This is a genomic window from Brachybacterium horti, from assembly GCF_054777615.1.
The window spans coordinates 267,535-293,779 of the sequence record NZ_BAAHAM010000003.1 but is presented as its reverse complement, the minus strand read 5'-3'; the positions used below and the strand labels follow the sequence as shown (position 1 = coordinate 293,779).

At 71.2% G+C, this 26,245-nt stretch carries 20 protein-coding genes and 1 pseudogene; 15 read left to right on the top strand and 6 right to left on the bottom strand.

What is annotated here, in order from left to right:
* The first annotated feature begins 89 nt into the window (after positions 1–89).
* The 4 genes from dnaE to ACYVAP_RS10715 all read left to right on the top strand — a co-directional run bounded on the left by dnaE (position 90) and on the right by ACYVAP_RS10715 (position 6,776).
* Complete coding sequence (gene dnaE / locus ACYVAP_RS10730; protein WP_498860632.1) at positions 90–3,659, top strand: DNA polymerase III subunit alpha; 3,570 nt, start codon at positions 90–92, stop codon at positions 3,657–3,659.
* 13 nt (positions 3,660–3,672) lie between these two features.
* The gene (locus ACYVAP_RS10725) at positions 3,673–4,503 is read left to right on the top strand and encodes an endonuclease/exonuclease/phosphatase family protein (protein ID WP_498860631.1); all 831 of its coding nucleotides are present in this window, start codon (positions 3,673–3,675) and stop codon (positions 4,501–4,503) included.
* 91 nt (positions 4,504–4,594) lie between these two features.
* On the top strand, positions 4,595–5,818 hold the full coding sequence (locus tag ACYVAP_RS10720) for an acyl-CoA dehydrogenase family protein (RefSeq protein WP_498860630.1): 1,224 nt from the start codon (positions 4,595–4,597) through the stop codon (positions 5,816–5,818).
* Positions 5,819–5,825: 7 nt separating this feature from the next.
* Complete coding sequence (locus ACYVAP_RS10715) at positions 5,826–6,776, top strand: epimerase (protein WP_498860629.1); 951 nt, start codon at positions 5,826–5,828, stop codon at positions 6,774–6,776.
* Positions 6,777–6,866: 90 nt separating this feature from the next.
* Here the strand turns inward: ACYVAP_RS10715 and ACYVAP_RS10710 are convergent, their stop codons facing one another.
* The gene (locus ACYVAP_RS10710; RefSeq protein ID WP_498860628.1) at positions 6,867–8,438 is read right to left on the bottom strand and encodes a flotillin family protein; all 1,572 of its coding nucleotides are present in this window, start codon (positions 8,436–8,438) and stop codon (positions 6,867–6,869) included.
* Between the two features lie 181 nt (positions 8,439–8,619).
* Between ACYVAP_RS10710 and ACYVAP_RS10705 the strand changes: the two genes are divergently transcribed.
* Positions 8,620–9,957: an MFS transporter gene (locus tag ACYVAP_RS10705; protein WP_498860627.1), complete on the top strand. Its 1,338-nt coding sequence runs from the start codon at positions 8,620–8,622 to the stop codon at positions 9,955–9,957.
* 129 nt (positions 9,958–10,086) lie between these two features.
* Here ACYVAP_RS10705 and pgi read toward each other — a convergent pair whose 3' ends face one another.
* Complete coding sequence (pgi, locus tag ACYVAP_RS10700; RefSeq protein WP_498860626.1) at positions 10,087–11,787, bottom strand: glucose-6-phosphate isomerase; 1,701 nt, start codon at positions 11,785–11,787, stop codon at positions 10,087–10,089.
* A 188-nt stretch (positions 11,788–11,975) separates the two neighbouring features.
* On the opposite strand from pgi, the gene ACYVAP_RS10695 reads away from it, so the two are divergent.
* The 7 genes from ACYVAP_RS10695 to ACYVAP_RS10665 all read left to right on the top strand — a co-directional run bounded on the left by ACYVAP_RS10695 (position 11,976) and on the right by ACYVAP_RS10665 (position 20,624).
* Complete coding sequence (locus ACYVAP_RS10695) at positions 11,976–13,619, top strand: peptide ABC transporter substrate-binding protein (RefSeq protein ID WP_498860625.1); 1,644 nt, start codon at positions 11,976–11,978, stop codon at positions 13,617–13,619.
* 194 nt (positions 13,620–13,813) lie between these two features.
* Positions 13,814–14,743, top strand: coding sequence for an ABC transporter permease (locus tag ACYVAP_RS10690; protein ID WP_264450431.1), 930 nt, complete (start codon positions 13,814–13,816; stop codon positions 14,741–14,743).
* Positions 14,733–15,686 carry an ABC transporter permease gene (locus tag ACYVAP_RS10685; RefSeq protein WP_498860624.1) on the top strand — a complete coding sequence of 318 codons (954 nt, stop codon included), beginning with the start codon at positions 14,733–14,735 and terminating at the stop codon, positions 15,684–15,686. The genes ACYVAP_RS10690 and ACYVAP_RS10685 overlap by 11 nt, the downstream gene beginning before the upstream one ends.
* Entirely contained in the window at positions 15,683–17,515 is a 1,833-nt protein-coding gene (locus ACYVAP_RS10680) for an ABC transporter ATP-binding protein (RefSeq protein WP_498860623.1), read from the top strand. The genes ACYVAP_RS10685 and ACYVAP_RS10680 overlap by 4 nt, the downstream gene beginning before the upstream one ends.
* A gap of 162 nt (positions 17,516–17,677) precedes the next feature.
* The gene (gene typA, locus ACYVAP_RS10675; protein WP_264450430.1) at positions 17,678–19,594 is read left to right on the top strand and encodes a translational GTPase TypA; all 1,917 of its coding nucleotides are present in this window, start codon (positions 17,678–17,680) and stop codon (positions 19,592–19,594) included.
* The gene (locus tag ACYVAP_RS10670; RefSeq protein ID WP_498860622.1) at positions 19,591–20,043 is read left to right on the top strand and encodes a hypothetical protein; all 453 of its coding nucleotides are present in this window, start codon (positions 19,591–19,593) and stop codon (positions 20,041–20,043) included. The genes typA and ACYVAP_RS10670 overlap by 4 nt, the downstream gene beginning before the upstream one ends.
* On the top strand, positions 20,040–20,624 hold the full coding sequence (locus ACYVAP_RS10665; protein WP_498860621.1) for a CDP-alcohol phosphatidyltransferase family protein: 585 nt from the start codon (positions 20,040–20,042) through the stop codon (positions 20,622–20,624). The genes ACYVAP_RS10670 and ACYVAP_RS10665 overlap by 4 nt, the downstream gene beginning before the upstream one ends.
* Here the strand turns inward: ACYVAP_RS10665 and ACYVAP_RS10660 are convergent.
* Entirely contained in the window at positions 20,563–20,823 is a 261-nt protein-coding gene (locus ACYVAP_RS10660; RefSeq protein WP_498860620.1) for an acetyltransferase, read from the bottom strand. The genes ACYVAP_RS10665 and ACYVAP_RS10660 overlap by 62 nt on opposite strands.
* A 140-nt stretch (positions 20,824–20,963) precedes the next feature.
* Between ACYVAP_RS10660 and fdxA the strand changes: the two genes are divergently transcribed.
* The 3 genes from fdxA to ACYVAP_RS10645 are packed head-to-tail and all read left to right on the top strand — an operon-like array spanning position 20,964 to position 23,880.
* Entirely contained in the window at positions 20,964–21,293 is a 330-nt protein-coding gene (gene fdxA, locus ACYVAP_RS10655) for a ferredoxin (RefSeq protein ID WP_264450403.1), read from the top strand.
* Positions 21,293–22,453, top strand: a complete 1,161-nt coding sequence (dapC, locus tag ACYVAP_RS10650; protein ID WP_498860619.1) for a succinyldiaminopimelate transaminase — start codon at positions 21,293–21,295, stop codon at positions 22,451–22,453. The genes fdxA and dapC overlap by 1 nt, the downstream gene beginning before the upstream one ends.
* Before the next feature lie 29 nt (positions 22,454–22,482).
* Positions 22,483–23,880 carry a type II citrate synthase gene (locus tag ACYVAP_RS10645; protein ID WP_498860618.1) on the top strand — a complete coding sequence of 466 codons (1,398 nt, stop codon included), beginning with the start codon at positions 22,483–22,485 and terminating at the stop codon, positions 23,878–23,880.
* Positions 23,881–24,079: 199 nt separating this feature from the next.
* On the opposite strand, the gene ACYVAP_RS10640 is transcribed toward ACYVAP_RS10645, so the two are convergent.
* From ACYVAP_RS10640 to ACYVAP_RS10630, 3 genes and pseudogenes are all read right to left on the bottom strand, one after another.
* Entirely contained in the window at positions 24,080–25,015 is a 936-nt protein-coding gene (locus tag ACYVAP_RS10640) for a hypothetical protein (protein WP_498860617.1), read from the bottom strand.
* 1 nt (position 25,016) lies between these two features.
* A complete protein-coding gene (gene dapD, locus ACYVAP_RS10635) occupies positions 25,017–25,994 on the bottom strand; it encodes a 2,3,4,5-tetrahydropyridine-2,6-dicarboxylate N-succinyltransferase (RefSeq protein WP_498860616.1) in 978 nt (325 codons plus the stop codon).
* 124 nt (positions 25,995–26,118) lie between these two features.
* Positions 26,119–26,217: pseudogene (locus ACYVAP_RS10630) on the bottom strand (alpha/beta fold hydrolase); the annotation flags it as partial.
* Between the last annotated feature and the right edge of the window lie 28 nt (positions 26,218–26,245).

Here is a 26,245-nt window from a genome sequence, read left to right as displayed (position 1 = left end):
GATTCCCCTGCGGGCCGACCCGCCGGGGTGACCTCCGTGACCCCCGTCGCGCGGCACGTCGGGGCCGCGGGATGACTACGCTGGAGCGCATGGCTTCCGCGGGTAACGACGATTTCGTCCATCTCCACGTCCACACCGACTACTCCCTCCTGGACGGGGCGGCGAAGATCGACAAGCTCGTCGCCGAGGCCGCCCACCAGGGGCAGAGCGCGGTCGCGATCACCGACCACGGGTACCTCTTCGGCGCCTACGAGTTCTACCGTGCGGCGACGAACGCCGGGGTGAAGCCGATCATCGGCGTCGAGGCGTACGTGACGCCCGGGACCAGCCGGCACGACCGCACGCGCGTGCAGTGGGGGACCAAGGAGCAGCAGCTCGCCGGCGACGACGTCTCCGCGCGCGGCGCCTACACGCACATGACCCTGCTGTCGAGGTCGACCGAGGGCATGCACAACCTCTTCCGCCTGGGCTCCGCCGCCTCCCTCGACGGCCAGATGGGCAAGTGGCCGCGCATGGACCGCGAGATCCTCGCGAAGTACGCGCCGGGCCTCATCGCGACCTCCGGCTGCCCCTCCGGCGAGGTGCAGACCCGGCTCCGCCTGGGACAGGTCGACGAGGCCATCAAGGCCGCCGGCGAGTTCCAGGACATGTTCGGCAAGGAGAACTACTTCATCGAGCTCATGGACCACGGGCTCGACATCGAGCGGCGGGTCACGAAGGGCCTGCTCGAGGTGTCGAAGGCCGTGGGTGCCCCGCTCGTCGCGACCAACGACCTCCATTACGTCACCGAGCAGGACGCGACCATCCAGGACGTGCTGCTGTGCATCAACTCCGGGTCCAAGCTCACCGACCCGGACCGCTTCAAGTTCGACGGCTCCGGCTACTTCCTGAAGTCCGCCCAGCAGATGCGCGAGCTGTTCCGCGAGTTCCCCGAGGCGTGCGACAACACGCTGCGGATCGCCGAGATGTGCGACGTCGCCTTCACGACGACCGCCGAGGGCGCGAACTACATGCCGCACTTCCCGACCCCCGGCGGCGAGGACGAGGACTCCTGGTTCGTCAAGCAGGTCCAGGACGGCCTCGAGTACCGCTATCCCGCCGGCATCCCCGACAACGTCCAGCAGCGCGCGGACTACGAGGTCGGGATCATCCTCCAGATGGGTTTCCCGGGCTACTTCCTCGTCGTCTCCGACTACATCAAGTGGGCCAAGGAGCAGGGGATCCGCGTGGGACCGGGCCGAGGCTCGGGCGCCGGCTCGATGGTCGCCTACGCCATGCGCATCACCGACCTCGACCCGATCGAGCACGGCCTGCTCTTCGAGCGGTTCCTCAACCCCGACCGCGTCTCCATGCCCGACTTCGACGTCGACTTCGATGATCGCCGCCGCGGCGAGGTCATCGACTACGTCGAGCAGAAGTACGGCGACGACAAGGTCGCCCAGGTGGTCACCTACGGCGTCATGAAGACGAAGAACTCCCTCAAGGACGCCGCCCGCGTCCTGGACTATCCCTTCGCCGTCGGCGACCGGATCACGAAGGCGCTGCCGCCGGCCGTGATGGGCAAGGACATCCCGATCAAGGGGATCTTCGACCCCGAGCACAAGCGCTACGCGGAGGCGACCGAGTTCCGCCGCCTCCACGACGAGGACCCGGACGTCCAGAAGGTCGTCGGGATCGCGAAGGGCGTCGAGGGCCTGACCCGCGGCTGGGGCGTCCACGCCTGCGCGGTCATCATGTCCAGCCACACCCTCACCGACATCATCCCGATGATGCGCCGCCCCTCCGACGGCCAGATCATCACCCAGTTCGAGTACCCGACCTGCGAGACGCTCGGCCTGCTGAAGATGGACTTCCTGGGGCTGCGCAACCTCACGGTGCTCTCCGACGCGGTGCAGAACATCGAGCGCAACGGCAAGGAGCCCGTCGACCTCGAGCAGCTGCCCTTCGACGACCCCGCCACCTACGACCTGCTCCAGCGCGGCGACACGCTCGGCGTGTTCCAGCTGGACGGCAGCGGCATGCGCACCCTGCTGCGGCAGATGAAGCCTGACAAGTTCGGCGACATCACCGCCGTCTCGGCGCTCTACCGCCCGGGCCCGATGGGCATGGGCTCGCACACGAACTACGCGCTGCGCAAGAACGGCCTGCAGCCGATCACGCCGATCCACCCGGAGCTCGAGGAGCCGCTCGCGGAGATCCTCGGCGAGACCTACGGCGTGCTCGTCTACCAGGAGCAGGTCATGCAGACCGCGCAGAAGGTCGCGGGCTACAGCCTCGGCGAGGCGGACATCCTCCGCCGCGCCATGGGCAAGAAGAAGAAGGCTGAGCTGGACAAGCAGTACGTCTCCTTCGAGGCCGGTATGAAGGAGCACGGCTACTCCGACGCCGCCGTCGCCGCGCTCTGGGAGACCCTGCTGCCCTTCGCGGACTACGCGTTCAACAAGTCCCACTCCGCCGCCTACGGCGTGGTCTCCTACTGGACCGGGTACCTCAAGGCGAACTACCCGACCGAGTACATGGCCGCGCTGCTCACCTCCACGCAGGAGAACCGCGACCGGCTCGGCCTGTACCTGGGCGACTGCCGCCACCGCGGGATCACGGTGCTGCCGCCCGACGTCAACGAGTCGGACCTGTACTTCTCCGCCGTCGGCGACGACATCCGCTTCGGCCTCTCCGCGATCCGCAACGTGGGCGCGAACGTCGTGGAGGAGATCATCAGGGCCCGCGAGGAGAAGGGCGCCTTCACCTCCTTCACCGACTTCCTCGACAAGGTGCCGCTCAGCGTCTGCAACAAGCGCACGATCGAGTCGCTCATCAAGGGCGGCGCCTTCGACTCGCTGGGCCACAACCGCCGCTCCCTCGTGCTCATCCACGAGGACGCCGTGGACTCCGTGGTCGACGTCAAGCGCAAGGAGGCCCAGGGCCAGTACGACCTCTTCGCGGACATGCTCGGCGGGGGCGGGGCCGACGACGGCATGGCCACCGGCTCCGCCGCGACCCTCACGATCCCCGAGCTGCCCGAGTGGGACCGCAAGGAGAAGCTCGCCTTCGAGCGGAACATGCTGGGCCTGTACGTCTCCGACCACCCGCTGTACGGCCTCGAGCACGTGATCGCGCAGAACTCCTCGATTGCGATCAGCGCCCTCGCGGACGACGGCGCGGTCGAGGACGGCACGATGGTCACGATCGCAGGGCTCATCACGACCCTGCAGCGCAAGACCACCAAGAAGGGCGACATGTGGGCGATCGCCACCGTCGAGGACCTCGAGGGCGCGATCGACTGTCTCATGTTCCCCTCGACGTACATGACCGTCGCCTCCGAGCTCGCCGAGGACCTCGTCGTCTCGATGAAGGGCCGGGTGGACACCTCCAAGGGCATGCCCGAGCTGCGCGTCATGGAGATGACGATCCCCGAGGTGGGCTCCGGCCCGGACGGCCCCGTCACGCTCGTCCTGCCGGCGATGCGCGCGACCTCGAAGGTCGCCGAGGGCATCCGCGGGGTGCTCGAGGACAACCCGGGCTCGAGCGAGGTGCACCTGCGGCTCCAGGAGCCGGGCCGCACGACGCTCATGCAGCTGGACAAGCGGCTCTCGGTGACGCCCTCGCCCGCGCTGTACGCCTCGCTCAAGGCGCTGCTGGGCCCCGGCTGCCTGATGTGACCGGGGCAGCGCCGTGCGCGTCGCGACCTTCAACATCCACCACGGGGCGGACGCCCGCGGTCGCCTCGACCTGACCCGCACGGTCGCGGCGATCGCCGCGACCGGTGCGGATCTCGTCGCCCTCCAGGAGGTCGACGTCCGCTTCGGCGTGCGCTCCCGGGACCAGGATCAGGCGTCGCTGCTGGGCGAGGCGCTCGGCATGGACGTGCGCTTCGGGCCCGCGATGGTGCGCGGGGAGGGCGACGGCTACGGCCTCGCCCTCCTGAGCCGCGCCCCGATCGGGGAGGCGGTCATGCATGTGCTGCCCGGGGCGTCGGGGCCCCGGCCGCTGCGGGAGCCCCGCGGTGTGCTCGACGCGCGGGTGGAGCTGCCGGGGGAGGGGTCGGTGCGGGTGCTCGTCACCCATCTCGACCACGACCACTGGTCCCATCGCGACGCCCAGGTGCGGGAGATCCTGCGCCTCGTCGCGGAGGACGCGGGCCCCGTCGTGCTCCTGGGGGACCTCAACGCCGACCCCTCCGCCCCCGAGCTCGCGGGCCTGCGGCTGCGCGGCTTCCGCGACGCCGCGATCGAGGCGGCGCGGGAGCGCCGGCGGGGGACGATCGCTCGCGCCCCGGACCGGACGGCGCCGGGCGGCGCCCTGTCACGCGCGGCGCGGGCCCTGTCCCTCGCCCGCGCCGTGGTCCCGCACGGGCCCGTGCGCGCGACCTGGCCGGTGCGCGTCCCGCTGCGCCGGCTCGACGCGATCTGGCTGCGCGGCCCCGTCCGGGCCCGGGAGCTGCGCGTGGTGAGGAGCGCCGCGTCCGACCACCGCCTCCTCGTCGCCCACCTCGACCTCGGCTGAGCCGCGCGGGCCCGTGGGAGGCGGGGGTGACCTGCAGGAAGAACGGCCCCGGAGCGCGCCGGTGCGGGGCCCGTCGGCCTACGGTAGGAGCATGAGCCTCGAGACCGATCTGCTGCCCGACGACCTGCTGGCGACGATCCGCGAGCGTGCGGCGGTGCACGACCGGGAGAACACCTTCCCCGAGGAGGACCTCGCGGACCTCCGCGGGCGCGGCTACCTGCGCCTGCTGGTGCCCGAGGAGCTCGGCGGGCTCGGCGCGAGCCTGCTCGGGGCGACCCGCGTGCAGCGCCGGCTCGCGCAGGCCGCGCCCGCCACCGCCCTCGCCATGAACATGCACCTCGTCGTCACCGGCGCCGCGTTGCATGCCCACCGCCTCGGCGTCACGGCGGTGCGCGCCGTGCTCGAGGAGGCCGCGGCGGGGGAGCTGCACGCCTTCGGGATCTCCGAGGCCGGCAACGAGGCGATGCTCTTCGACTCCTCGACCCACGCGGTGCCGGACGGCGAGGGCGGCTTCCGTCTCACCGGCACCAAGATCTTCACGTCCCTCGCCCCGGTCTGGGACCGGCTCGTGGTCCACGGGCGGATCGCCGCGACCTCGGAGAGCGACCCGCGGCTCGTGCTCGGCGTCCTCGAGCGCACGGGCGCCGTCGAGGTGCTCGAGGACTGGGACACCCACGGCATGCGGGCCTCCCAGTCCCGCACCACGCGACTCCACGATGCGCCGCTGAGCGCCGCCCGTGTGCTCACGCAGACGCCCGTCGGCCCCCACGGTGACCCCTTCGTCATGGGGATCTTCGGCGCCTTCGAGCTGCTGCTCGCCGCGGTGTACACGGGCCTCGCGGAGCGGGCCGTCGAGCTCGGCGCGGGGATCGCGACGAGCCGCCGCAGCGTGACCCGGGGGATCCTCCACGCCGACGACCCGGACGTGCGCCGCCGCCTCGCCCGCGCGGCGATCGCCCTGGACGGCTCGGTGCTCCAGATCGAGAAGCTCGCCGCGGATCTCGACGCGCTCGGCACGGGGGAACGGGGAGCGGGCACCACCGACCACGGCCCGCGCTGGTTCCTGCAGTTCTCCGGCGTGAAGTCCCGCTCCACCGAGGCCGCGATCGCGGCCGTGGACGAGGTGCTGCGCGCGAGCGGCGGCGCGCACTTCTTCCGGCGCAGCGAGCTCGAGCGGCTCTCTCGCGATGTGCGCGCGGGCATGTACCACCCCTCGGACGAGGAGTCCGTGCAGTCCTCCTACGCGAAGGCTCTGCTCGGCGAGATCGGCGACGCGGAGCGGGCGGGCGCCGAGCGCCCGGGCGCGCAGGGCTGAGCCGACCGTGCGCATCGTGATCGCCGGCGGCTCCGGCAGCCTGGGGAGGGCGCTCGTCCCGTCGCTCCTCGCCGACGGCCACGAGGTCGTCGTGCTCACCCGCTCCGCGAGGGGAGCCGGCCGGGCGCCGCGTCGCACCGACGCCCGGGTGCGGTACGTGCACTGGGACGCCCGGAGCGCCGGGCGGTGGGAGCGCGAGCTCGACGGCGGGGACGTCGGGCTCGTGAACCTCGCGGGACGCCTCGTGGACGCGCGTCCCACCCCCGCGGCGATCGCTGACCTCACCCGCTCCCGGGTGGACGCGACGCGGGCGCTCGTGGAGGCGTCCACGCGGTGCGAGCGGCCGATCCGCCGCTGGGTCCAGGCCTCCACGACCGCGATCTGGTCTGACGCCGGTGAGGCGCGGCTCGACGAGACGAGCCCGATCCCCGTGGGCCTCCCGCAGATGACCGGGGTCGCCGAGCGCTGGGAGCAGGCGCTCGCCGGGCACCGCAGCGAGCACACGCACGTGCTGCGCACGAGCATCGTGCTCGAGGCGGGAACCCCTGCCCTGGACCGCCTGCTGATGCTTGCCCGCCGGGGTCTCGGCGGGCCGGTGGCCGGCGGCCGGCAGTGGGTGAGCTGGATCCATGTCGAGGACTGGGTGCGAATCGTGCGGTGCGCCCTCGGCCTCGCCGAGCCCACGCTGCCGGACGGCGTGATCGTCGCCTCGGCGCCGAACCCGGTGCGGAACGCGGAGCTGATGAGCACGCTCCGGCGCAGCGCCGGGGGAGCGGGCCGGCTCCTCGCGCTGCCCACCCCGGAGCCGGTGCTGCGGCTCGGGGCGCTGCTGCTGCGCACCGACCCCGCGCTCGGGCTCACCGGCCGTCACGCGACCTCGCGGGTCCTCGACGAGGCCGGGTTCACCTTCCACCACCCGACGCTCGGGGAGGCGGTGCCGGCGCTGCTCGGGCGCTGATCAGGGCGCGCCCTGGTCACCCCGGCGCAGGACGACGGCGCGCCCCGGCCCCTCGCAGGAGGGACCGGGGCGCGCCGTGCGGTGGGGAGGTCAGTCCTCCGAGGAGGCGTCCTCCTCGATCGGGGCCGACGGGGCCGACGGGGCCGACACGGCAGGAGCCGGGGCGGAGGAGCTCTCGGCCTCGGCACGCACCGCACGGCCGCCCTCGGAGGCCCGCTGGAGGGTCTCGCCGAAGTCGATCCCGGTGGTGGAGCTGACCATGTCGAGCACCTGCGCGAGGCCCACGGAGATGTTCTGCCCGATCTTCGCCTCACCGTCCGTGGAGAACACGGAGAGCTTGTCGATGTTCGAGTAGGGCTTCGCGAGCTCACCGGCGACCGTCGGCAGCACCTCGAGCACCTGCGCGAGCACGGCGGCGTCGTTGAACTGCTTGTACGCCTCGGCGCGGGCGCGCGTGGTCTCCGCCTCGGCGTCGCCCTTGGCGCGGATGGACGCGCCCTCGGCCTCGCCCTGGGCGCGCAGGGAGTCGGCGCTCGCCTGACCCTCGAGGCGCACGGCCTCGGCGTCCTTCGAGCGGCGCTGCAGCTCGACCTCGGCCTCGGCGCGGCCGCGGGCCTCGATCGCGTGGGCCTCCGCGTCGGCGGAGACCTTGCGGGACTCGGCGCGGTTGCGCTCGTCCGTCAGCTGCGCCTCGGACTCGGCGATGCGCGCGTACTTCTTCGAGTCCGCGTCCTGCTGCTCGGCGTAGCGCTTGGCCTCGGCCGGCTTGTGGACCTCGGCGACGAGCTGCTTCTCGCGCAGGTCGTTGTTGCGGACCGCGATGAGCTCCTCCTGCTCGATGATCTTCTGCTGCTGGGCGGCGCGGGCGAGCGGGCCGGCGGCGTCGGCGACGGCCTGGCGGGCGTCGGTCTGCTCCTTGATCTCGGCCTGGCGGAGGTCGAAGGCCTGCTTGGACTCCGCCTCCTGCTGGAGGTTGAGGTTCTTGGCCTGGGTGGACTCACGGTTCGCGTCGGACTCGGCGATCGCGGCGCGCTTGGCGACGAGCGCGGCCTCGGGCCGTCCCCAGTCGCGGAGGTAGGAGCCGTCGTCCTCGACCGCTGAGATCTGGAAGGTGTCGATGACCAGTCCCTGGTTGTTCATCGAGTGCTCGGCCTCGGCCTGCACCTGGCTCGCGAAGGAGGCGCGGTCGCGGATGATCTGCTCGACCGTCAGGGTGCCGACGACGGCGCGCAGGGTGCCGGAGAGGATCTCCTGGGTGTAGTGGTCGATCTGCTGCTGCTGATCGAGGAAGCGCTGCGAGGCCTTGCGGACGTCGTCCACGTTGCCGCCCACCTTCACCTGGGCGACGCCGCGCAGGCGGAGGAAGATGCCGTTCATCGAGTAGCCCTCGACCTCGACGGGGATCTGGCGCGAGCTGAGGCTCAGCACGAAGGCGCGGTCGACGATGGGGCGCACGATCGCGCGGCCGCCGATGACGACGCGGGCGCCGCCGGACTCGAGGTCGATGTCCCCGGTGGGGGTGGCCTTCGCGCCGCGGCCGGTGATGATGAGCGCCTCGTTCGGCGCGGCGATGCGGTAGCTGCGCAGCAGCACGAGCAGCAGGATGAGCAGCACGACGATCACGACGGCTGCGATGCCGATGATCGGCACCAATGCTTCCATGGGGTCCCCCTCCAGCGATGGCACAGCGCGGCCCCGGGCACGCGCTGTCGGTCCCGGTGATCCTCCCAGGTGGGGGAGGCGAGCGGCGAGCGCTGTCCGAGGTCGGGACCCACCCGTGACCCGGGTCCAGGATGCGGATGGCATGTCCCGGATGGTGAGACCCGGGCGTATCGTCGCGCGGGTGAGTACGACAAGCACCTCCTCCGCGCCGGCAGCGGCGCCCGCGAACACCCGAGGGCGGGTGATCGGGGCCTCGATGATCGGCACGACCATCGAGTTCTTCGACTTCTACGCCTACGCGACCGCCGCCTCGCTCGTGTTCCCGGCCCTGTTCTTCCCCAAGCAGGACGCCACCACGCAGCTGCTGAGCTCCTTCGCCATCTTCGGCGTCGCCTTCTTCGCCCGGCCCATCGGCTCGATCATCTTCGGGCACTTCGGCGACCGGATCGGCCGCAAGAAGACCCTCGTCGCGAGCCTGCTCGTCATGGGCATCGCGACCTTCCTCATCGGCCTGCTGCCCTCCGCCTCGACGCCCGGCTTCGCCGTCGTCGCCCCGACCATCCTCGTGCTGCTGCGCTTCTGCCAGGGCATCGGCCTGGGCGGCGAGTGGTCCGGCGCCGCGCTGCTCGCGACCGAGAACGCCCCCGAGGGCAAGCGCGCCCTCTACGGCACCTTCCCCCAGCTCGGCGCCCCGATCGGCTTCATCCTCTCCAACGTGCTGTTCGTGGTCCTCAGCCTCACGCTCGACGAGGCGCAGTTCGCCTCCTGGGGCTGGCGGATCCCGTTCCTGCTCTCCGCGGTGCTGGTCGTCGTGGGCCTCTGGGTGCGCCTGAAGCTCATGGAGACCCCGGCCTTCCAGAAGGTCCTCGACGAGCAGCGCGTCGCGACCGTGCCGCTCGCCCGCGTCTTCACGACCGCCTGGCGCCCGCTCATCGCGGCGACCCTCGCGATGGTCGCGACCTACGTCCTCTTCTACATGATGACGGCCTTCCTCACCGTCGTCGGCACCACCCCGGCCGATGCCGCGGTGCCGGGCCTCGGCTACGAGCGGGCGGGCTTCCTCACCCGGCTCATCATCGGCGTCGTGTTCTTCGGGATCTTCACCCTGGTCTCCGGGCCGATGGCGGACCGCCTGGGTCGCCGTCGCCACCTCATCGGCGTGACGATCGGGATCGGCGTCTACGGCTTCCTCGTGCAGCCGCTGCTGCACGCGGGCGACGCCGGCGTCATGGCGACCCTCATCATCGGCTTCTCGCTCATGGGCCTGACCTTCGGTCCCATGGCGTCCTTCCTGCCGGAGATGTTCAAGGCCGACGTCCGCTACACGGGCAGCGCCATCAGCTACAACATGGCCTCGGTGATCGGTGCGGCGCCCGCGCCGTACGCGCTCATCGCCCTGTGGGGCAAGGGTGGCGGCGACCTCTGGCTCGTGGGCGGCTACCTCACCCTCGCCGCGCTCATCACGCTGATCTCGATCACGATCGGCAAGGAGACCAAGGACGTCGACTTCCTCCAGTGAGCGGACGCCCTCCGGCGAGGGCCCTGCGCCACCGACGCCGACGGGGCGCCGTCACCGGGAAGCTCCCGGCGACGGCGCCCCGTCGTCATGATGTGCGGCTGTGCCGCTCTGCCGCTGTGAGCGCTCCGCTCAGGCGCGGTGCTCGCGGTAGTAGCGGATGAGCCCCGCGGTGGAGGCGTCCTCCGCGGCGATCGCGGACTCGTCACCCGCGACCGCGGGGGCGAGGCCCTTGGCGAGCTGCTTGCCGAGCTCCACGCCCCACTGGTCGAAGGAGTTGATGCCCCACACGGCGCCCTGCACGAAGGTGATGTGCTCGTACAGCGCGATGAGCTGCCCCAGCACGGACGGGGTCAGCGCGGGCGCCATGATCGACGTCGTCGGGCGGTCGCCGGAGAACTCGCGGGCCGCGACGAGCGCACCCTCGGTGCCCTCCGCGCGGACCTCGTCGGCCGTCTTGCCGAAGGCGAGGGCCTTGGTCTGCGCGAAGAAGTTCGCGAGGAACAGCTCGTGCACGTCCTGCTCGCCGTCCTTGAGCGGGCGGGCCGGGGTCGCGAAGGCGATGAAGTCCGCCGGGATGATCCGGGTGCCCTGGTGGATCAGCTGATAGAAGGCGTGCTGGCCGTTGGTGCCGGGCTCGCCCCAGAAGACCTCGCCGGTCTCGGTGACGACGGTCGAGCCGTCCCAGCGCACCGACTTGCCGTTGGACTCCATCGTCAGCTGCTGGAGGTAGGCGGGGAAGCGATGCAGGTACTGGGAGTAGGGGAGCACCGCGTGGGTCTCCGCCTCGAGGAAGTTCACGTTCCACACGTTCAGCAGGCCCATGAGCAGCGGCACGTTCTGCGCCGCCGGGGCGGTCGCGAAGTGCTCGTCCATCGCGTGGAAGCCGGCGAGGAGCTCCTCGAAGACCTCCGGGCCCAGCACCGTCGAGAGCACGGTGCCGATCGCGGAGTCCACGGAGTAGCGGCCGCCCACCCAGCTCCAGAACCCGAAGGCGTTCTCCGGGTCGATGCCGAACTCGGCGACCTTGTCGAGCGCCGTGGAGACGGCCACGAAGTGCTTCGCGACGGCCTCCTGCTCCTGCTCCGCCGTGAGGCCCTTCGCGCGGAGGCCGTCGAGCAGCCAGGTGCGCACGAGGCGTGCGTTGGTGATCGTCTCGAGGGTCGTGAAGGTCTTCGAGGCGACGATGACGAGCGTCGTCTCGGGGTCGAGGTCCGCGGTGGTCTCGTAGGCGTCGGTCGGGTCGATGTTCGAGATGAAGCGGGCGGCGAGGCCCTCCTGCGCGTAGGGCTTCAGCGCCTCGTAGACCATGACGGGGCCCAAGTCCGAGCCGCCGATGCCGATGTTCACGACCGTCTCGATGCGCTTGCCGGTCGCGCCGGTCCACTCGCCGGAGCGGACCTTGGTCGCGAAGTCCGCGATGCGGCCCAGCACCTCGTGCACGTCGTGGTCGACGTCCTGCCCGTCGACCACGAGGGCGGGGGAGGCCCCGGCGGGGCGGCGCAGCGCGGTGTGCAGCACCGCGCGGTCCTCGGTGGTGTTGATGTGGGCGCCCGCGAACATCGCGTCGCGGCGCGCGAGCACGCCGGTCTGCTCGGCGAGCTGGAGGAGGAGGTCCACGGTCTCGGCGGTGACGAGGTTCTTGGAGAGGTCGACGTGGAGGTCGGCCGCGTCGTGGGTGAAGCGCTCGGCGCGCTGCGGGTCCTCGGCGAACCACTCGCGCAGGGAGCCGCTGATCTCGGCGTCGTGCGCCTCGAGCGCCTCCCACGCGGGGGTGGTGGTGGGATCGACCGGCGCGGTGGCGCCGCTGACAGGGGCATCAGGAGAAGTCATGTCCCCATTCTCCACCCGCAGCGCGCGAGCGGGTGCGTGCGCGCCCTGTGTTCCTGGGAACCGTCCTGGGGTATCCGAGACCGAAGCGTTACCGCCGGGTGGACGAAGGTTGACAACCGCTGGTGCACACTGGACGTCACGGCGCCCGGTGTAGTCGGCGCCACACACAGCACCCCCAGGAGATCCATATGGCCCTTTCGCGCCGCTCCATGATGCTCGGCACCGCTGCCACCGGCGTCGCCGCAGCCACGCTCGCCGCCTGCACCGGCGGCTCCTCCGGCTCCGGCTCCGACGGCGGGTCCGGCTCCGGCGAGGTCGTCTACGCCAACGGCACCGAGCCCGAGAACCCGCTGATCCCGACCAACACGAGCGAGGTCGGCGGCGGCCGCGTCATCACCTCCGTGTTCGCGGGCCTCGTGTACTACACGGCGGATGCGAAGGTCGAGAACGACCTCGCCGAGTCGATCGAGTCCGACGACAACCAGACCTGGACGATCAAGATCAAGCCGGACCTCAAGTTCTCCGACGGCACCCCGCTCACCGCGAAGTCCTTCGTCGACGCCTGGAACTTCGGCGCGAACACCGCGAACGGCCAGAAGTCGCAGAGCTTCTTCGAGCCCATCGAGGGCTTCGACAAGGTCAGCGCCGAGGACGCCACCGCGGACCTCACCCTCTCCGGCCTCGAGGCGACCGACGACACGACGATCACCGTCAAGCTCGTCTCCGCCCAGTCCGACTTCCCGAACCGCCTGGGCTACTCGGCCTACTCGCCGATGCCCGAGTCCGCGTTCGACGACATCGAGGCCTACGGCGAGAAGCCCGTCTCCAACGGCCCCTACATGGTCGACTCCTGGACCCACGACCAGGAGATCGTCGTGGTGCCCAACGAGAACTACACCGGTGCGCGCAAGGCGAAGAACGCCGGCATCACCTTCACGATCTACGACTCCGACGAGACGATGTACAACGACCTCGAGTCGGGCAACGTCGACGTCGTGGACCAGATCCCGACCTCCGCGCTGTCGACCTTCGAGGACACCCTCGGCGATCGTGCGGTCAACGAGCCGGGCGCGGTCTTCCAGTCCTTCACGATCGCGCAGAACGACCCGAACTTCTCGGGCGACGCCGGCAAGATCCGTCGCAAGGCGATCTCCCGCGCGATCGACCGCAAGACGATCTGCGACAAGCTGTTCTACGGCACCCGCACCCCCGCCACCGACTTCATCGCCCCGGTGATCACCGGCGGCGGCGCGACCGACATCCCCGGCGCCGAGGTCCTCGAGTTCGACGCCGCCGAGGCGAAGAAGCTCTGGGCCGAGGCCGAGGCGATCCAGAAGTTCGACGGCGAGTTCACGCTCAGCTACAACGCCGACGGTCCCCACAAGGACTGGGTCGAGGCCGTGTGCAACAGCATCGCCGAGAACCTCGGCATCACCGCGAAGCCGCAGCCGTTCCCGGCCTTCGGCGACTTCCGTGAGCAGATCACCAACCGCGAGCTGAAGGGCGCCTTCCGCTCCGGCTGGCAGGCGGACTACCCCTCCGCCTACAACTTCCTCGGCCCGATCTACTCCTCCGCCGCGGCGGACGGCAAGGGCTCGAACGACGGCGACTACAAGAACCCCGAGTTCGACCAGCTGCTCGCCGAGGGCCTCGCGGCCGCCGACGAGGACGCCGCGATCGAGAAGTACAAGGCGGCCGAGGCGATCCTCATGGAGGACCTGCCGGCGATCCCGCTGTGGTACCAGAACACCTTCGGCGGCTACTCGGAGGCCGTCTCCGGTGTCGAGTACGGCTGGGACACGGTCCCGCTGTACTACGAGATCACCAAGTGATCCACGCCGGCGCGACCACGCGCTGAGCCCCCGGGGCGGCGGACGGCGAGAGCCGACCGCCGCCCCGGACGCCGTGCGCCCCGACCGGGGTGGCGCCGGCCATCCTGGGAGCGGCCGCGAGGCGCCCCGGTGTTATCGTCCCGGGTTCGACGGCCCCCGTCGTCAGCCCTCTACTTCGACCTGAGGTGACCGCAGTGCTCTGGTACATCGGGCGGCGACTGCTGCAGATGATCCCTGTCTTCCTCGGTGCGACCCTGCTGATCTACGTCATGGCGTTCTACGCCGGCGGCGATCCGATCCAGGCGATCATGGGTGACAAGCCCCTCTCGCAGGCCGTGCAGGCAAAGCTCCGAGCCCAGTACAACCTGGACAAGCCGCTCATCATGCAGTGGCTGATCTACGTGGGGAACGTCCTCCGGGGTGACTTCGGGGTGGGCTTCAACGGCCGCCCGAACATCGACCGGATCTCCGCCGCCTTCCCGGTCACCTTCCGGCTCGCCCTCATCGCCGTGGTCTTCGAGACCGTCTTCGGCATCGTCGCCGGCGTCGTCTCCGGTCTCCGCAAGGGCACCTGGATCGACACGACGCTGCTGATGATCTCGCTGCTCGTGATCGCCGTGCCGACCTTCGTCATCGGCTTCGTCTCCCAGTTCGTGCTCGGCGTGAAGCTCGGCGTCGTCCCCGTCAACGTGGGCAGAGACGCGAGCTTCCAGAACCTGCTGCTGCCAGGGTTCGTGCTCGGCATCGTCTCCTTCGCCTACGTGCTGCGCCTGACGCGCACCTCGATCTCCGACGTCGTGAGCGCGGACCACGTGCGCACGGCGACCGCGAAGGGCCTCTCCCGCGGCGGCGTGATCTCCAAGCACATCCTGCGCAACTCGCTGATCCCCGTCATCACCTTCATCGGCGCGGACCTCGGCGCCCTCATGGGCGGGGCGATCGTCACCGAGAAGATCTTCAACATCAACGGCGTGGGCTCCGTCCTGTACCAGGCGATCAACAAGTCCGAGGCTCCGATGATCGTCTCCGTGGTCACGATCATGGTGATGATCTTCCTGCTCACCAACCTGATCGTGGACCTGCTCTACGCCGTGCTCGACCCGAGGATCCGCTATGCGAAGTGACGCCCCCCGTTCCCTGCGCCCCGCGGCGGCGCCCGTCGTCGCCGACCTCTCCGAGACGCCGCTGCAGGAGGTCGACGCGGTCGACACCACGACCGCCCCGCGCTCGATGTGGGCGGAGGCCGCCCATCACCTGGTGCGCAACCCCGTGTTCGTGATCTCCGCGGTCCTGATCGTCCTGCTGCTGGTGGTGGCGGCCGTCCCGAGCCTGTTCACCTCCTATCAGCCCACCGCCGCGGACCTCGCCCACAACAACCAGCCGCCCGGGGACGGGCACCTGCTGGGGACGACGGTCCAGGGCTACGACGTGTGGAGCCGCATCATCTACGGCACCCGCACCTCGCTCACCGTCGGCTTCGTCGCGATGATCCTCTCGACGATCATCGGTGTCGCGATCGGCGCCTTCGCGGGCTACGTGGGCGGCTGGATCGACGAGGTGCTCTCGCGCATCACCGAGATCTTCTTCGCCCTCCCGCTCGTGCTCGGCGCGATCGTGGCCTTCACCGCCCTGAGCAACGGCGTCGGCACGATGACCATCGCCCTGGTCCTCGCGATCTTCGGCTGGACGAACATCGCCCGCATCACCCGCGGCGCGGTCATCTCCGTGAAGAACCAGGACTTCGTCACCGCCTCGACCGCCCTCGGCGCGAGCCGGCTCGGCATCCTCGCCAAGCACGTGCTCCCCAACGCGATCGCCCCGGTGATCGTGACCGCCACCGTGAACCTCGGCGTCTTCATCGTCGCCCAGTCCACGCTGGCCTACCTGGGCCTCGGCACCGGGACCGTCTCCTGGGGCGGGGACATCTCCGACGCCCAGCCGGCGCTGCGCACGAACCCGATGATGCTGTTCTACCCGTCCCTCGCGCTCGCGATCTGCGTGCTGAGCTTCATCATGCTCGGCGACGCGGTGCGTGACGCGCTGGACCCCAAGGCGAGGAAGCGATGAGCACGACCACCTCCCCCCGCACGGACGGCGGCGCCGTCGGCGCCGCGCAGCCCCTGCTCGAGATCCGTGATCTCGAGATCACCTTCCAGACCTCCGCGGGCCCCGTGAAGGGTGTCCGCAAGGCGGATCTCGAGGTGTACCCCGGCGAGACCGTCGCGATCGTCGGCGAGTCCGGCTCCGGCAAGTCGACGACCGCGATGAGCATCGCGCACCTGCTGCCCAAGAACGGCGGCATCACCCGAGGCCAGGTCATCTTCGAGGGGCGCGACATCACGCACGTCTCGGAGAAGCAGATCCGGGCCCTGCGCGGCGATCAGCTGGGCCTGGTCCCGCAGGACCCGATGAGCAACCTCAACCCGCTGTGGAAGGTCGGCTCGCAGATCACCGAGGCGCTCGCCGCGAACGGCGTCGCCACGGGCGCCGCCGCGAAGCAGCGCGCCGTGGAGCTCCTCGAGGAGGCGGGCCTGCCGGACGCGAAGCGCCGCGCCGGCCAGTACCCCCACGAGTACTCCGGCGGCATGAAGCAGCGCGCGCTCATCGCGATGGGTCTCGCCGCCCGCCCCAAGCTGCTCATCGCCGACGAGCCGACCTCCGCGCTCGACGTCACGGTGCAGCAGCAGATCCTCGACCACCTCGACACCCTCACGGGCGAGCTGGGCGTCGCGGTGCTGCTGATCACCCACGACCTGGGACTTGCCGCCGAGCGCGCCCAGCACCTCGTGGTCATGTACAAGGGGCAGGTCGTCGAGTCCGGTCCCGCCCTCGAGATCCTGCAGTCCCCGCAGCATCCGTACACCAAGCGCCTCATCGCGGCCGCGCCGAGCCTCGCCTCGCGCCGCCTGGTCTCCGCGACCGAGCGCGAGGAGGTGCGCGAGCAGGCGCAGGAGCACGCCGTCGGTCAGTCCTCGGAGCAGGCGCGCGGTCCGATCATCGAGGCCCGCAACCTGACCAAGGTGTTCCCGATCCGCGGCAGCGTCCCGTGGCGCACCACGCCGTTCACCGCCGTGGACGACATCTCCTTCTCCCTCGAGCGCGGCACCACCACCGCGATCGTCGGCGAGTCCGGCTCGGGCAAGTCGACCGTCGCGCAGATGGTGCTGAAGCTCCTCCAGCCCACCTCGGGCCGGGTGCTCTTCGAGGGCAAGGACGTCACCACCTACAAGGGGTCCGCGCTGAAGACGCTGCGCCGCCGCGTGCAGCCGATCTTCCAGAACCCCTACGGGACGCTCGACCCGATGTACTCGATCTTCAGCACGATCGAGGAGCCGATGCGCCTGCACGGCATCGGCGACGCGAAGAGCCGCGAGGCGAAGGTCCGCGACCTGCTCGACAAGGTCGCGCTGCCGGCGGCGATGATGCGCCGCTTCCCCAACGAGCTCTCCGGCGGCCAGCGCCAGCGCGTGGCGATCGCCCGCGCCCTCGCGCTGGACCCCGAGGTCGTCGTGTGCGACGAGGCGGTCTCCGCCCTCGACGTGCTCGTCCAGGACCAGGTGCTGCACCTGCTCAACGACCTCCAGGCCGAGCTCGGGCTGTCCTACCTCTTCATCACCCACGACCTCGCCGTGGTCCGCCAGATCGCGGACCGCACCCTGGTCATGGAGAAGGGGAAGCTCGTGGAGCAGGGGACGACCGACGAGGTCTTCCACTCCCCGCAGCAGGACTACACCCGGCGCCTGCTCGCCGCGATCCCCGGCGGCTCCATCCCGCTCGCGGGAGCGGAGACGATCGACGTCGAGGCGCCCGCCGGGCCGGCCGACGAGACCGGCGCGGAGCACGGCGACGGCCCGGAGGACATCATCGATCCCTTCTCCCAGGCCGGTCACGTCTGAGCCTTCAGCGCGGAGGGCGTCAAAGCTCTCATCCCTGACCCCTGAGGAATCCTGGGCCGGACCGTTAGAATCGGTCCGGCCCAGGAGCATGTCGTGCGGGGGACCCGCGACGTGAGCAGCTGGACCGTGCCCCGCACCTCCGTCAGAGACGAGCTCCCGCGCATGACCCTCCAGCACCGCAACGACCTGCGAAACGTCGCCATCGTCGCCCACGTCGACCACGGCAAGACCACCCTGGTCGACGCCATGCTCACCCAGGGCGGCGCCTTCGGCGACCACGACAAGCACGACGAGCGGGCGATGGACTCCGGCGAGCTCGAGCGCGAGAAGGGCATCACGATCCTCGCGAAGAACACCGCCATCCGCTACACCGGCCCCTCGGCCGAGGCGATCGGCGAGCCGGACGGCATCATCATCAACGTCATCGACACCCCCGGCCACGCCGACTTCGGCGGCGAGGTCGAGCGCGGCTTGTCGATGGTGGACGGCGTGGTGCTCCTCGTCGACGCCTCCGAGGGCCCGCTCCCGCAGACCCGCTTCGTGCTCCGCAAGGCGCTCGCGGCGAAGCTCCCCGTGATCCTCGTGGTCAACAAGGTGGACCGCCCCGATGCCCGCATCGACGAGGTCGTCGGCGAGGCCACCGACCTCCTCCTGGGCCTCGCCGAGGACCTCGCCGACGAGGTCCCCGACCTCGACCTCGACGCGCTCCTGGACGTGCCCGTCGTCTACGCCTCCGGCAAGGCCGGCCGCGCGAGCCTCACGAAGCCGGCCGACGGCGAGCTGCCCGACTCCGAGAACGTCGAGCCGCTGTTCAAGACGATCCTCGAGTCGATCCCCGCCCCGAGCTACGACGACGAGATGCCGCTGCAGGCCCACGTCACCAACCTCGACGCCTCCCCGTTCCTGGGCCGCCTCGCGCTGTTGCGCGTGAAGAACGGCGAGCTCACCAAGGGCCAGCAGGTCGCCTGGTGCACCCAGCACGGCACCACGAAGACCGTGAAGATCACCGAGCTGCTCGAGACCAAGGGCCTCGCCCGCGAGCAGATGACCCGCACCGCCCGCCCCGGTGACATCGTCGCCGTCGCCGGCATCCCCGAGATCATGATCGGCGAGACCCTCGCCGACGTCGAGGACCCGCAGCCGCTGCCGCTGATCACCGTCGACGAGCCGGCGATCTCCATGACCATCGGCATCAACACCTCCCCGCTCGCCGGCAAGAACGGCAAGGGCCACAAGCTCACCGCCCGCCAGGTGAAGGACCGCCTGGACCAGGAGCTCGTGGGCAACGTGTCCCTGCGCGTGGTCCCCACGGACCGCCCGGACTCCTGGGAGGTCCAGGGCCGCGGCGAGCTCGCGCTCGCGATCCTCGTCGAGCAGATGCGCCGCGAGGGCTTCGAGCTCACCGTCGGCAAGCCGACCGTGCTGACCCGCGAGATCGACGGCAAGACCCACGAGCCCGTCGAGCGGATGACGATCGACGTGCCCGACGAGTTCCTCGGCACCGTCACGCAGCTCATGGCGAGCCGCAAGGGCCGTATGGAGACCATGAGCAACCACGGCTCCGGCTGGGTGCGCATGGAGTTCGTGGTTCCCTCGCGCGGCCTCATCGGCTTCCGCACCCGCTTCATGACGGAGACCCGCGGCAACGGCATCGCCTCCTCCTACGCCGACGGCTACGAGCCGTGGATGGGCGCGATCGAGTTCCGGGCGACCGGCTCGCTCGTCGCGGACCGCCCGGGCGTCGTGACCCCCTACGCGATGATCAACCTCCAGGAGCGCGGTTCCTTCTTCGTGGAGCCCACGAGCGAGGTCTACGAGGGCCAGGTCGTCGGCGAGAACTCCCGCAACGAGGACATGGACGTCAACATCACGAAGGAGAAGAAGCTGACGAACATGCGTGCCGCCAGCGCCGACTCCTTCGAGAACCTCGTGCCGCCGCGCAAGCTCACGCTCGAGGAGTCCCTCGAGTTCACGGGCGAGGACGAGTGCGTCGAGGTCACCCCGGAGATCGTGCGGATCCGCAAGGTGATCCTCAACGCCGGGGAGCGGGCCCGCTCCCGTTCGCGCGCGAAGAAGTGAACATCCGTCGCACCGTCGGGCACGCGGCCTTCGCCGTGCTACCCACGGTGCTGTCGGTGCTCGTCCTGGTCACCGTGCACCGCCTGACGCTGGACCTGTTCGGGATCACGATCCCGGCCGGCCTGCTGCTGTGCACGGTGTACCAGGTGATGACCTGCGCGTTCCTCTGGGCCGTCACCGGGTCCCGGCTGCCGCTCGCGGTCTCCGGGGCGCTCTGGGGCATCGTCGCCACGCCGTTCCTCGGCAACGGGGCCGGTGGGGGAGTGCTCCTGCCCGGGGTGATCGGTGACCAGGCGCAGTACTCCGGCTGGATCGTGCAGGGTCTCGGCATGGGGATCCCGTTCCTCGCGGCGGGCCTGCTGAGCCTCCCCGCGGTGCGCCGCCTCGAGCAGGCGCGCACCCGTGCCCGGGAGGCCCGCGCCCGCGCGGAGGAGGCGCAGCGGTCATGAGCGCGGACGCGGCGGATCGCGGCTGGGCCACGCTGCCCAACGCCGTGACCCTGTTGCGGCTCGTCCTGCTCGCCCCCGTGTGCGTGCTGCTCGCGCGCGGCCCGGACACCCTCGCCGTGGTCCTGCTGCTGGTGTGGGCGAGCACCGACTGGGTCGACGGCCTGCTCGCCCGCACGCTCGGGCAGACCAGCCGGGTGGGGGAGATCATCGACCCGATCGCGGACCGGATCGGGCTGGTCGCGATCGTGCTGACGCTCGCCCTCGCCGGTCTGCTCCCGTGGGCGGCGCTCGTCGTGATCCTGCTCGTGGACCTCGCCGTCACGGCGCTCGCCTCGGGCGCCGCGCTCGGCGGCCGGATCCGCGTCTCCTGGCTCGGGAAGATCCGCACGGCGGTGCTCATGACCTCCGTGTTCCTGCTGGCCGCGGCCGCCGCGTGGGCCCCGGGGCTCGTGGGCGCCGTGCAGGTGCTGCTGTGGGTCGGCGTCGCGGTGCACGTGGTGAGCGGGGCCGGCTACGTGCTCAGCGCCCGCCGCTCCCGTCACGGCGCTCCGGCGGAGGCGGGACCTCCTTCGCGGCGATGACCAGGGGGCGCGGCACCCGCATCTCGCCGCGCCGGGTCATGACGGTCACCGCGCGCTCGTCCGTCGCGGTGATCGTGCCGAGCGCGTCGCTCATCCGCTCGCCGCGCGGAGCGGTCGCCGGATCGATTGCGTGGCGAAGTGTGACACGCCGTCCCACCTCGAGGAACGGTGCCCATCCGGGGCGGGTATCGCTGGTCATCCCCCGAACTTAGCGCCCGCCCCTCGGTGGCCGCGGTGTTCGACGGGTCACGTCTGCGCGGCATCCGGCGGTCGAGGCGCCGCCGCCCGCCCCGTCGGTGCGATGATGGTCCGGTCACCCCGTGGAAGGAAGCCGCCCTCATGACGTACGTCATCGCCCTGCCCTGCGTCGACGTCAAGGACCGTGCCTGCGTGGACGAGTGCCCCGTGGACTGCATCTACGAGGGGTCCCGCTCGCTGTACATCCAGCCCGACGAATGCGTGGACTGCGGCGCCTGCGAGCCCGTGTGCCCCGTCGAGGCGATCTACTACGAGGACGACCTCCCCGACCAGTGGGCGGAGTTCTACAAGGCCAACGTCGAGTTCTTCGACGAGCTCGGCGCCCCCGGCGGTGCCGCCAAGATGGGCGTGATCGACAAGGACCACGCGATCATCGAGGCGCTCCCGCCGCAGTCCGGCGCCGAGGGCTGATGCGCTCCCCGCGCCGCCCCCTCGCCGCCCGCCTCCCCGCCTTCCCGTGGGACGCGATCGCCGGGGCCAAGGAGCGCGCCGCCGCCCACGAGGACGGCATCGTCGACCTCTCGGTGGGCACGCCCGTGGACCCGACGCCCGTCTCCGTGCAGCAGGCGCTCGCCGCCGCCGCGGACAGCCACGGCTACCCGACGACCGTCGGCACCCCCGCGCTGCGCGCGGCGCTCGTGGACTTCGTGCGCCGGCACCGCGGCGCCCCCGGGACGATCGACGTGGACGGCGTGCTGCCCACCGTCGGCTCGAAGGAGCTCGTCGCGCACCTGCCGTTCCAGCTGGGCATCGGGCCGGAGGAGATCGTCGCCTTCCCTGCGATCGCCTACCCCACCTACGACATGGGCGCCCGGTTCGTGGGGGCGCAGTCCCTGCCGCTGGACCTCGTCGCCCTCGCCGAGCACGGCGACGCCGCGCTGCCGGACCCGGCCGCCGTCCCGCGGATCCGGCTGCTGTGGCTGAACTCGCCCTCGAACCCCACGGGCGACGTGCTGACGGTCCCGCAGATGGCCTCGCTCGTCACCTGGGCCCGGGAGCGGGGGATCGTCGTCGCCTCCGACGAGTGCTACGCCCTGCTGCCGTGGACCGTCGACGAGGTCCCCTCCGTGCTGGACCCGCGGGTGAACGGCGGCTCGCTCGACGGCGTGCTGTGCGTCTACTCGCTGTCCAAGCAGTCCAACCTCGCGGGCTACCGCGCGGCCTTCGTCGCGGGCGACCCCGCCCTCGTGGGGGAGCTGCTGGCGATCCGCAAGCAGGCCGGGATGATGATCCCCGGGCCCGTGCAGGCGGCGATGGCCACGGCGCTCGGCGACGACGACGCGGTGGCGGCCCAGCGTGAGATCTACCGCGCACGCCGCGAGATCCTCGCCCCGGCCCTGCGCGCCGCGGGCGGCGAGATCAGCGGCTCCCAGGCCGGCCTCTACCTGTGGACCTCCTTCGGGGAGGACGCGATGGTCACGGTCGAGCGTCTGGCAGGTGCCGGTGTGCTGGTCGCCCCGGGGATGTTCTATGGTGAGGGGGGCGGCTCCACCGTGCGCGTCGCGCTCACCGCGACGGACGAGCGGATCGCCGCCGCCGCCGGGCGCCTCGAGCACCTCGAGCGCCCCTGAAGGATCCGACAACGCACAACGGAGAGCCCATGGATCACGCGACGCCGACCTCACGCCTCGCCTACGGCGACCACACCCTCGACCTCCCCGTCGTCGACGCCGTGGAGGGGAACCCGGGCATCGCGATCGGTCCGCTGCGCAAGGAGACGGGGGCGGTCACCTTCGACCCCGGCTTCATGAACACCGCCAACACCACCTCGGCGATCACCTACATCGACGGCGACGAGGGCGTGCTGCGCTACCGCGGCTACCCGATCGAGCAGCTCGCGGAGAAGTCGACCTTCCTCGAGGTCGCCTACCTGCTCATCAACGGTGAGCTGCCCACCCAGGGCCAGCTGGAGAACTGGACCACGCAGGTGGAGCACCGCTCCATGCTCGACGAGCGCTTCAAGCGCATGTTCGAGGCGTACCCGCGCGACGCGCACCCGATGGCCGTGCTGCAGGCCGGCGTCTCCGCGCTGTCCACCTTCTACCAGGACTCGCTGGACCCGTTCGACGAGGAGCAGGTGCGCCTGTCCTCGGTGCGGCTGCTCGCGAAGGTGCCGACCATGGCCGCCTACGCGCACCGCATCGCGCAGGGCCACGCGCTGCTCTACCCGGACAACCGCCTCTCGCTGATCGAGAACTTCCTCCGCCTGACCTTCGGCTTCCCGGTCCAGGAGTACGTCGCGGACCCGGTCATCGCACGGGCGATGGAGCAGCTGCTGATCCTCCACGCCGACCACGAGCAGAACTGCTCGACGTCGGCCGTTCGGCTCGTCGGCTCCGCGCAGGCGAACCTGTTCACCTCGATCTCCGCGGGCATCGGCGCGCTCTCGGGCCCCGCCCACGGCGGCGCGAACGCCGCGGTGATGGACATGCTCGACACCATCAGCGCCGAGGGCATGGACCCCAAGGTGTTCATGGAGAAGGTGAAGAAGCGCGAGGACGGCATCCGCCTCATGGGCTTCGGTCACCGCGTCTACAAGAACTACGACCCGCGCGCGAAGTTCGTGAAGACCATCGCGGACGACGTCCTCGAGCGCCTCGGCGTGCAGGACGAGCGCCTCGAGCTCGCCATGAAGCTCGAGGAGATCGCCCTCAAGGACGACTACTTCATCGAGCGCAAGCTCTACCCGAACGTCGACTTCTACACGGGCATCATCTACAAGGCGATCGGCTTCCCGACGGAGATGTTCACCGTGCTCTTCGCGATCGGCCGGCTGCCCGGCTGGATCGCCCAGTGGCAGGAGATGGTGCACGACCCGGACACGAAGATCGGCCGCCCGCGCCAGATCTACACCGGTGAGCCGCGCCGCGAGTACGTCGACATGGCCGCCCGCACCGGCACGACCGAGCTGCGCCTCGAGCAGCTCCACGAGGAGCTCGCCGCGCAGCACCGCGAGCACCAGAAGAAGCTCGCCAAGGAGCGCCGCTTCGACCACTGAGGCCGGGTGGGCGGCGGCATCGCACCGCGCCCGCTGAGCGCCCATGCGAGAGGGGCCGGGGACGCACGTCCCCGGCCCCTCTCGCGTTCCCGGTCCGTGAGGTTCCGGCGTCACGGCTCAGCGGGACGACGGCGCCGTCGGCCGGGACCCGCACGTCGATCTCGACGGGGCTCCTGCGGGTCCTGTCATGTCAGGACCGTCAGCCCCCGGAGACCAGGATGACGACGCGGCCGTCGGCGGCGTCCTCCGCGGTGCCCCAGGAGGTCGCGTCCTTCCCGCGGGCGGAGCGGTCCCAGACCCGGCCGGCGTGCTCGACCCGCACGACGGCGTCGTCGGCGGCGCGCGCGACCGCCCAGTTCGCGACCGCCCAGCCGAGGGCCTCGTCGCCCCCGGTGTCGACGACGAGCGCGGTCGCTCCCGCGCCGGAGGGGACCTCGGCGCTCACGGAGCTCGCGGAGGACAGCGAGGTCGAGATCGTCCCGGCTCCGGTGAGCCGCGGGAACTGCCGCTCCAGCTCCCCGCGGACGGTCTCGGGGGAGGCGGTGCCGGTCGCGTCGTCGAGGGTGCACACGAGGTTCGCCTGGGAGCGGCCGGTGAGGGCGGAGGCGTAGATCCGTCCCTCGGTCTCGTGGTCGCGGTAGGCCTCGGGGTGCCCGCTGCGCTGGACCTTCTGGGCGACGTCGTTGATGTCGCCGCTCTCGTAGTCCGCGACCTTCTCGAGCGCGTCGTAGAAGGCGTTCGTGGAGTGGATCGGGTCGAGGATCTCCGCCTCGGTGCCCCATCCCTGGGAGGGGCGCTGCTGGAAGAGCCCCAGCGAGTCCCGGTCGCCGTGCTCGATGTTCCGCAGCTGCGACTCCTGGTAGGCGGTCGCGAGGGCGATCGACGCAGCGCGCGGCGGCATGCCCCGGTCCACGGCGATCGCGCTGATCAGGGCCGCGTTGGCGACCCTCTCGGTGGAGTATCGGTGGCTCGTGCCGAGGCCCGTGGCGACGCACGTGCCCGCATGCGCGGGGGAGCCGTATCGCTGCAGCGCGACGTAGGAGCCGCCGGCGATGCCGCCGAACAGCAGCAGCATCACCAGCGGGACCACGAGGCCGCGCCACGGCGAGCGGCGCGGGGAGCGGCCTCGTGCCATGTCAGTTCGCGTGTAGGGCGGCGTTGAGGGAGACCGTCTGCCCGGCGCGGGCGACGGCCTCGACGGCGCCGGTGAGGGAGTTGCGGCGGAAGAGCAGGTTGCTCACGCCGGAGAGCTCGCGCGCCTTGACCACGTGCGGGGCGTCCGCGTCCTTCTCGCCCACGAGCGTGACCTTGGTGCCGGCGGTGATGTAGAGGCCCGCCTCGACGACACAGTCGTCGCCGAGCGCGATGCCCACGCCGGCCTCCGCGCCCACGAGCGACCGCCTGCCGATGCGCACGCGCTCGGTGCCGCCGCCGGAGAGGGTGCCCATCGTGGAGGCGCCGCCGCCCACGTCGGAGCCGTCCTCGACGATGACGCCCTGGGAGATGCGGCCCTCGACCATGGAGGTGCCGAGGGTGCCCGCGTTGAAGTTCACGAAGCCCTCGTGCATGACGGTCGTGCCCTCGGCGAGGTGGGCGCCCAGCCGCACGCGGTCTGCGTCGCCGATGCGTACGCCGGCGGGGAGCACGTAGTCGACCATGCGGGGGAACTTGTCGACGCTGAGCACGGTGGGGGTGCGGCCGGCGGCGCGCAGGCGCAGGCGGGTCTCCTCGAAGCCGGTGACGGCGCAGGGGCCCTCGGTGGTCCACACGACGTTGGTCAGCGCGCCGAACAGCCCGTCGAGGTTCTGGGCGTTCGGCTCGACGAGGCGGTGCGAGAGCAGGTGGAGGCGCAGGTAGGCGTCGGAGGCGTCGGCCGGGGCGGCGGCGAGCTCGATCGCGCGCACCACGACCTCCTGGGTCGTGCCGCGCACGCCGTCCACGGCGGCGGCGGCCGCGAGCTGCGCGTGCAGCGGCTCCGCGGTCGGGTCCGCGGGGGCCTCGCCGAGCTGCGGGGCGGGGTACCAGGTGTCGAGGGTGGAGCCGTCGGCGGCGAGGGTCGCGAGGCCGATGCCCCAGGCGTGGGTGGCGGGCTCGGGCGTCGTCGTGGAAGTCATGGGGCCGAGTCTACGGAGCGACCTCGCCTGCGGGCTGTGAGGTCTGCAGGGCGGTGATGATCGTCGCGGCGAGATCGACAGGTCTCGTGAGCTGCGGCCAGTGCTCCGTGGGCAGGTCCACGATCAGCGCGTGCGTGCAGTGCCCGGCGGCCTCGAGCGGGCCGGTCACCTCCGCCCAGGAGTCGCCGTCGAGCCAGAAGCCGGGAACGAGGATGATGTCCATGGCCCCGGCGTGCGCTGTGGCGAGGACA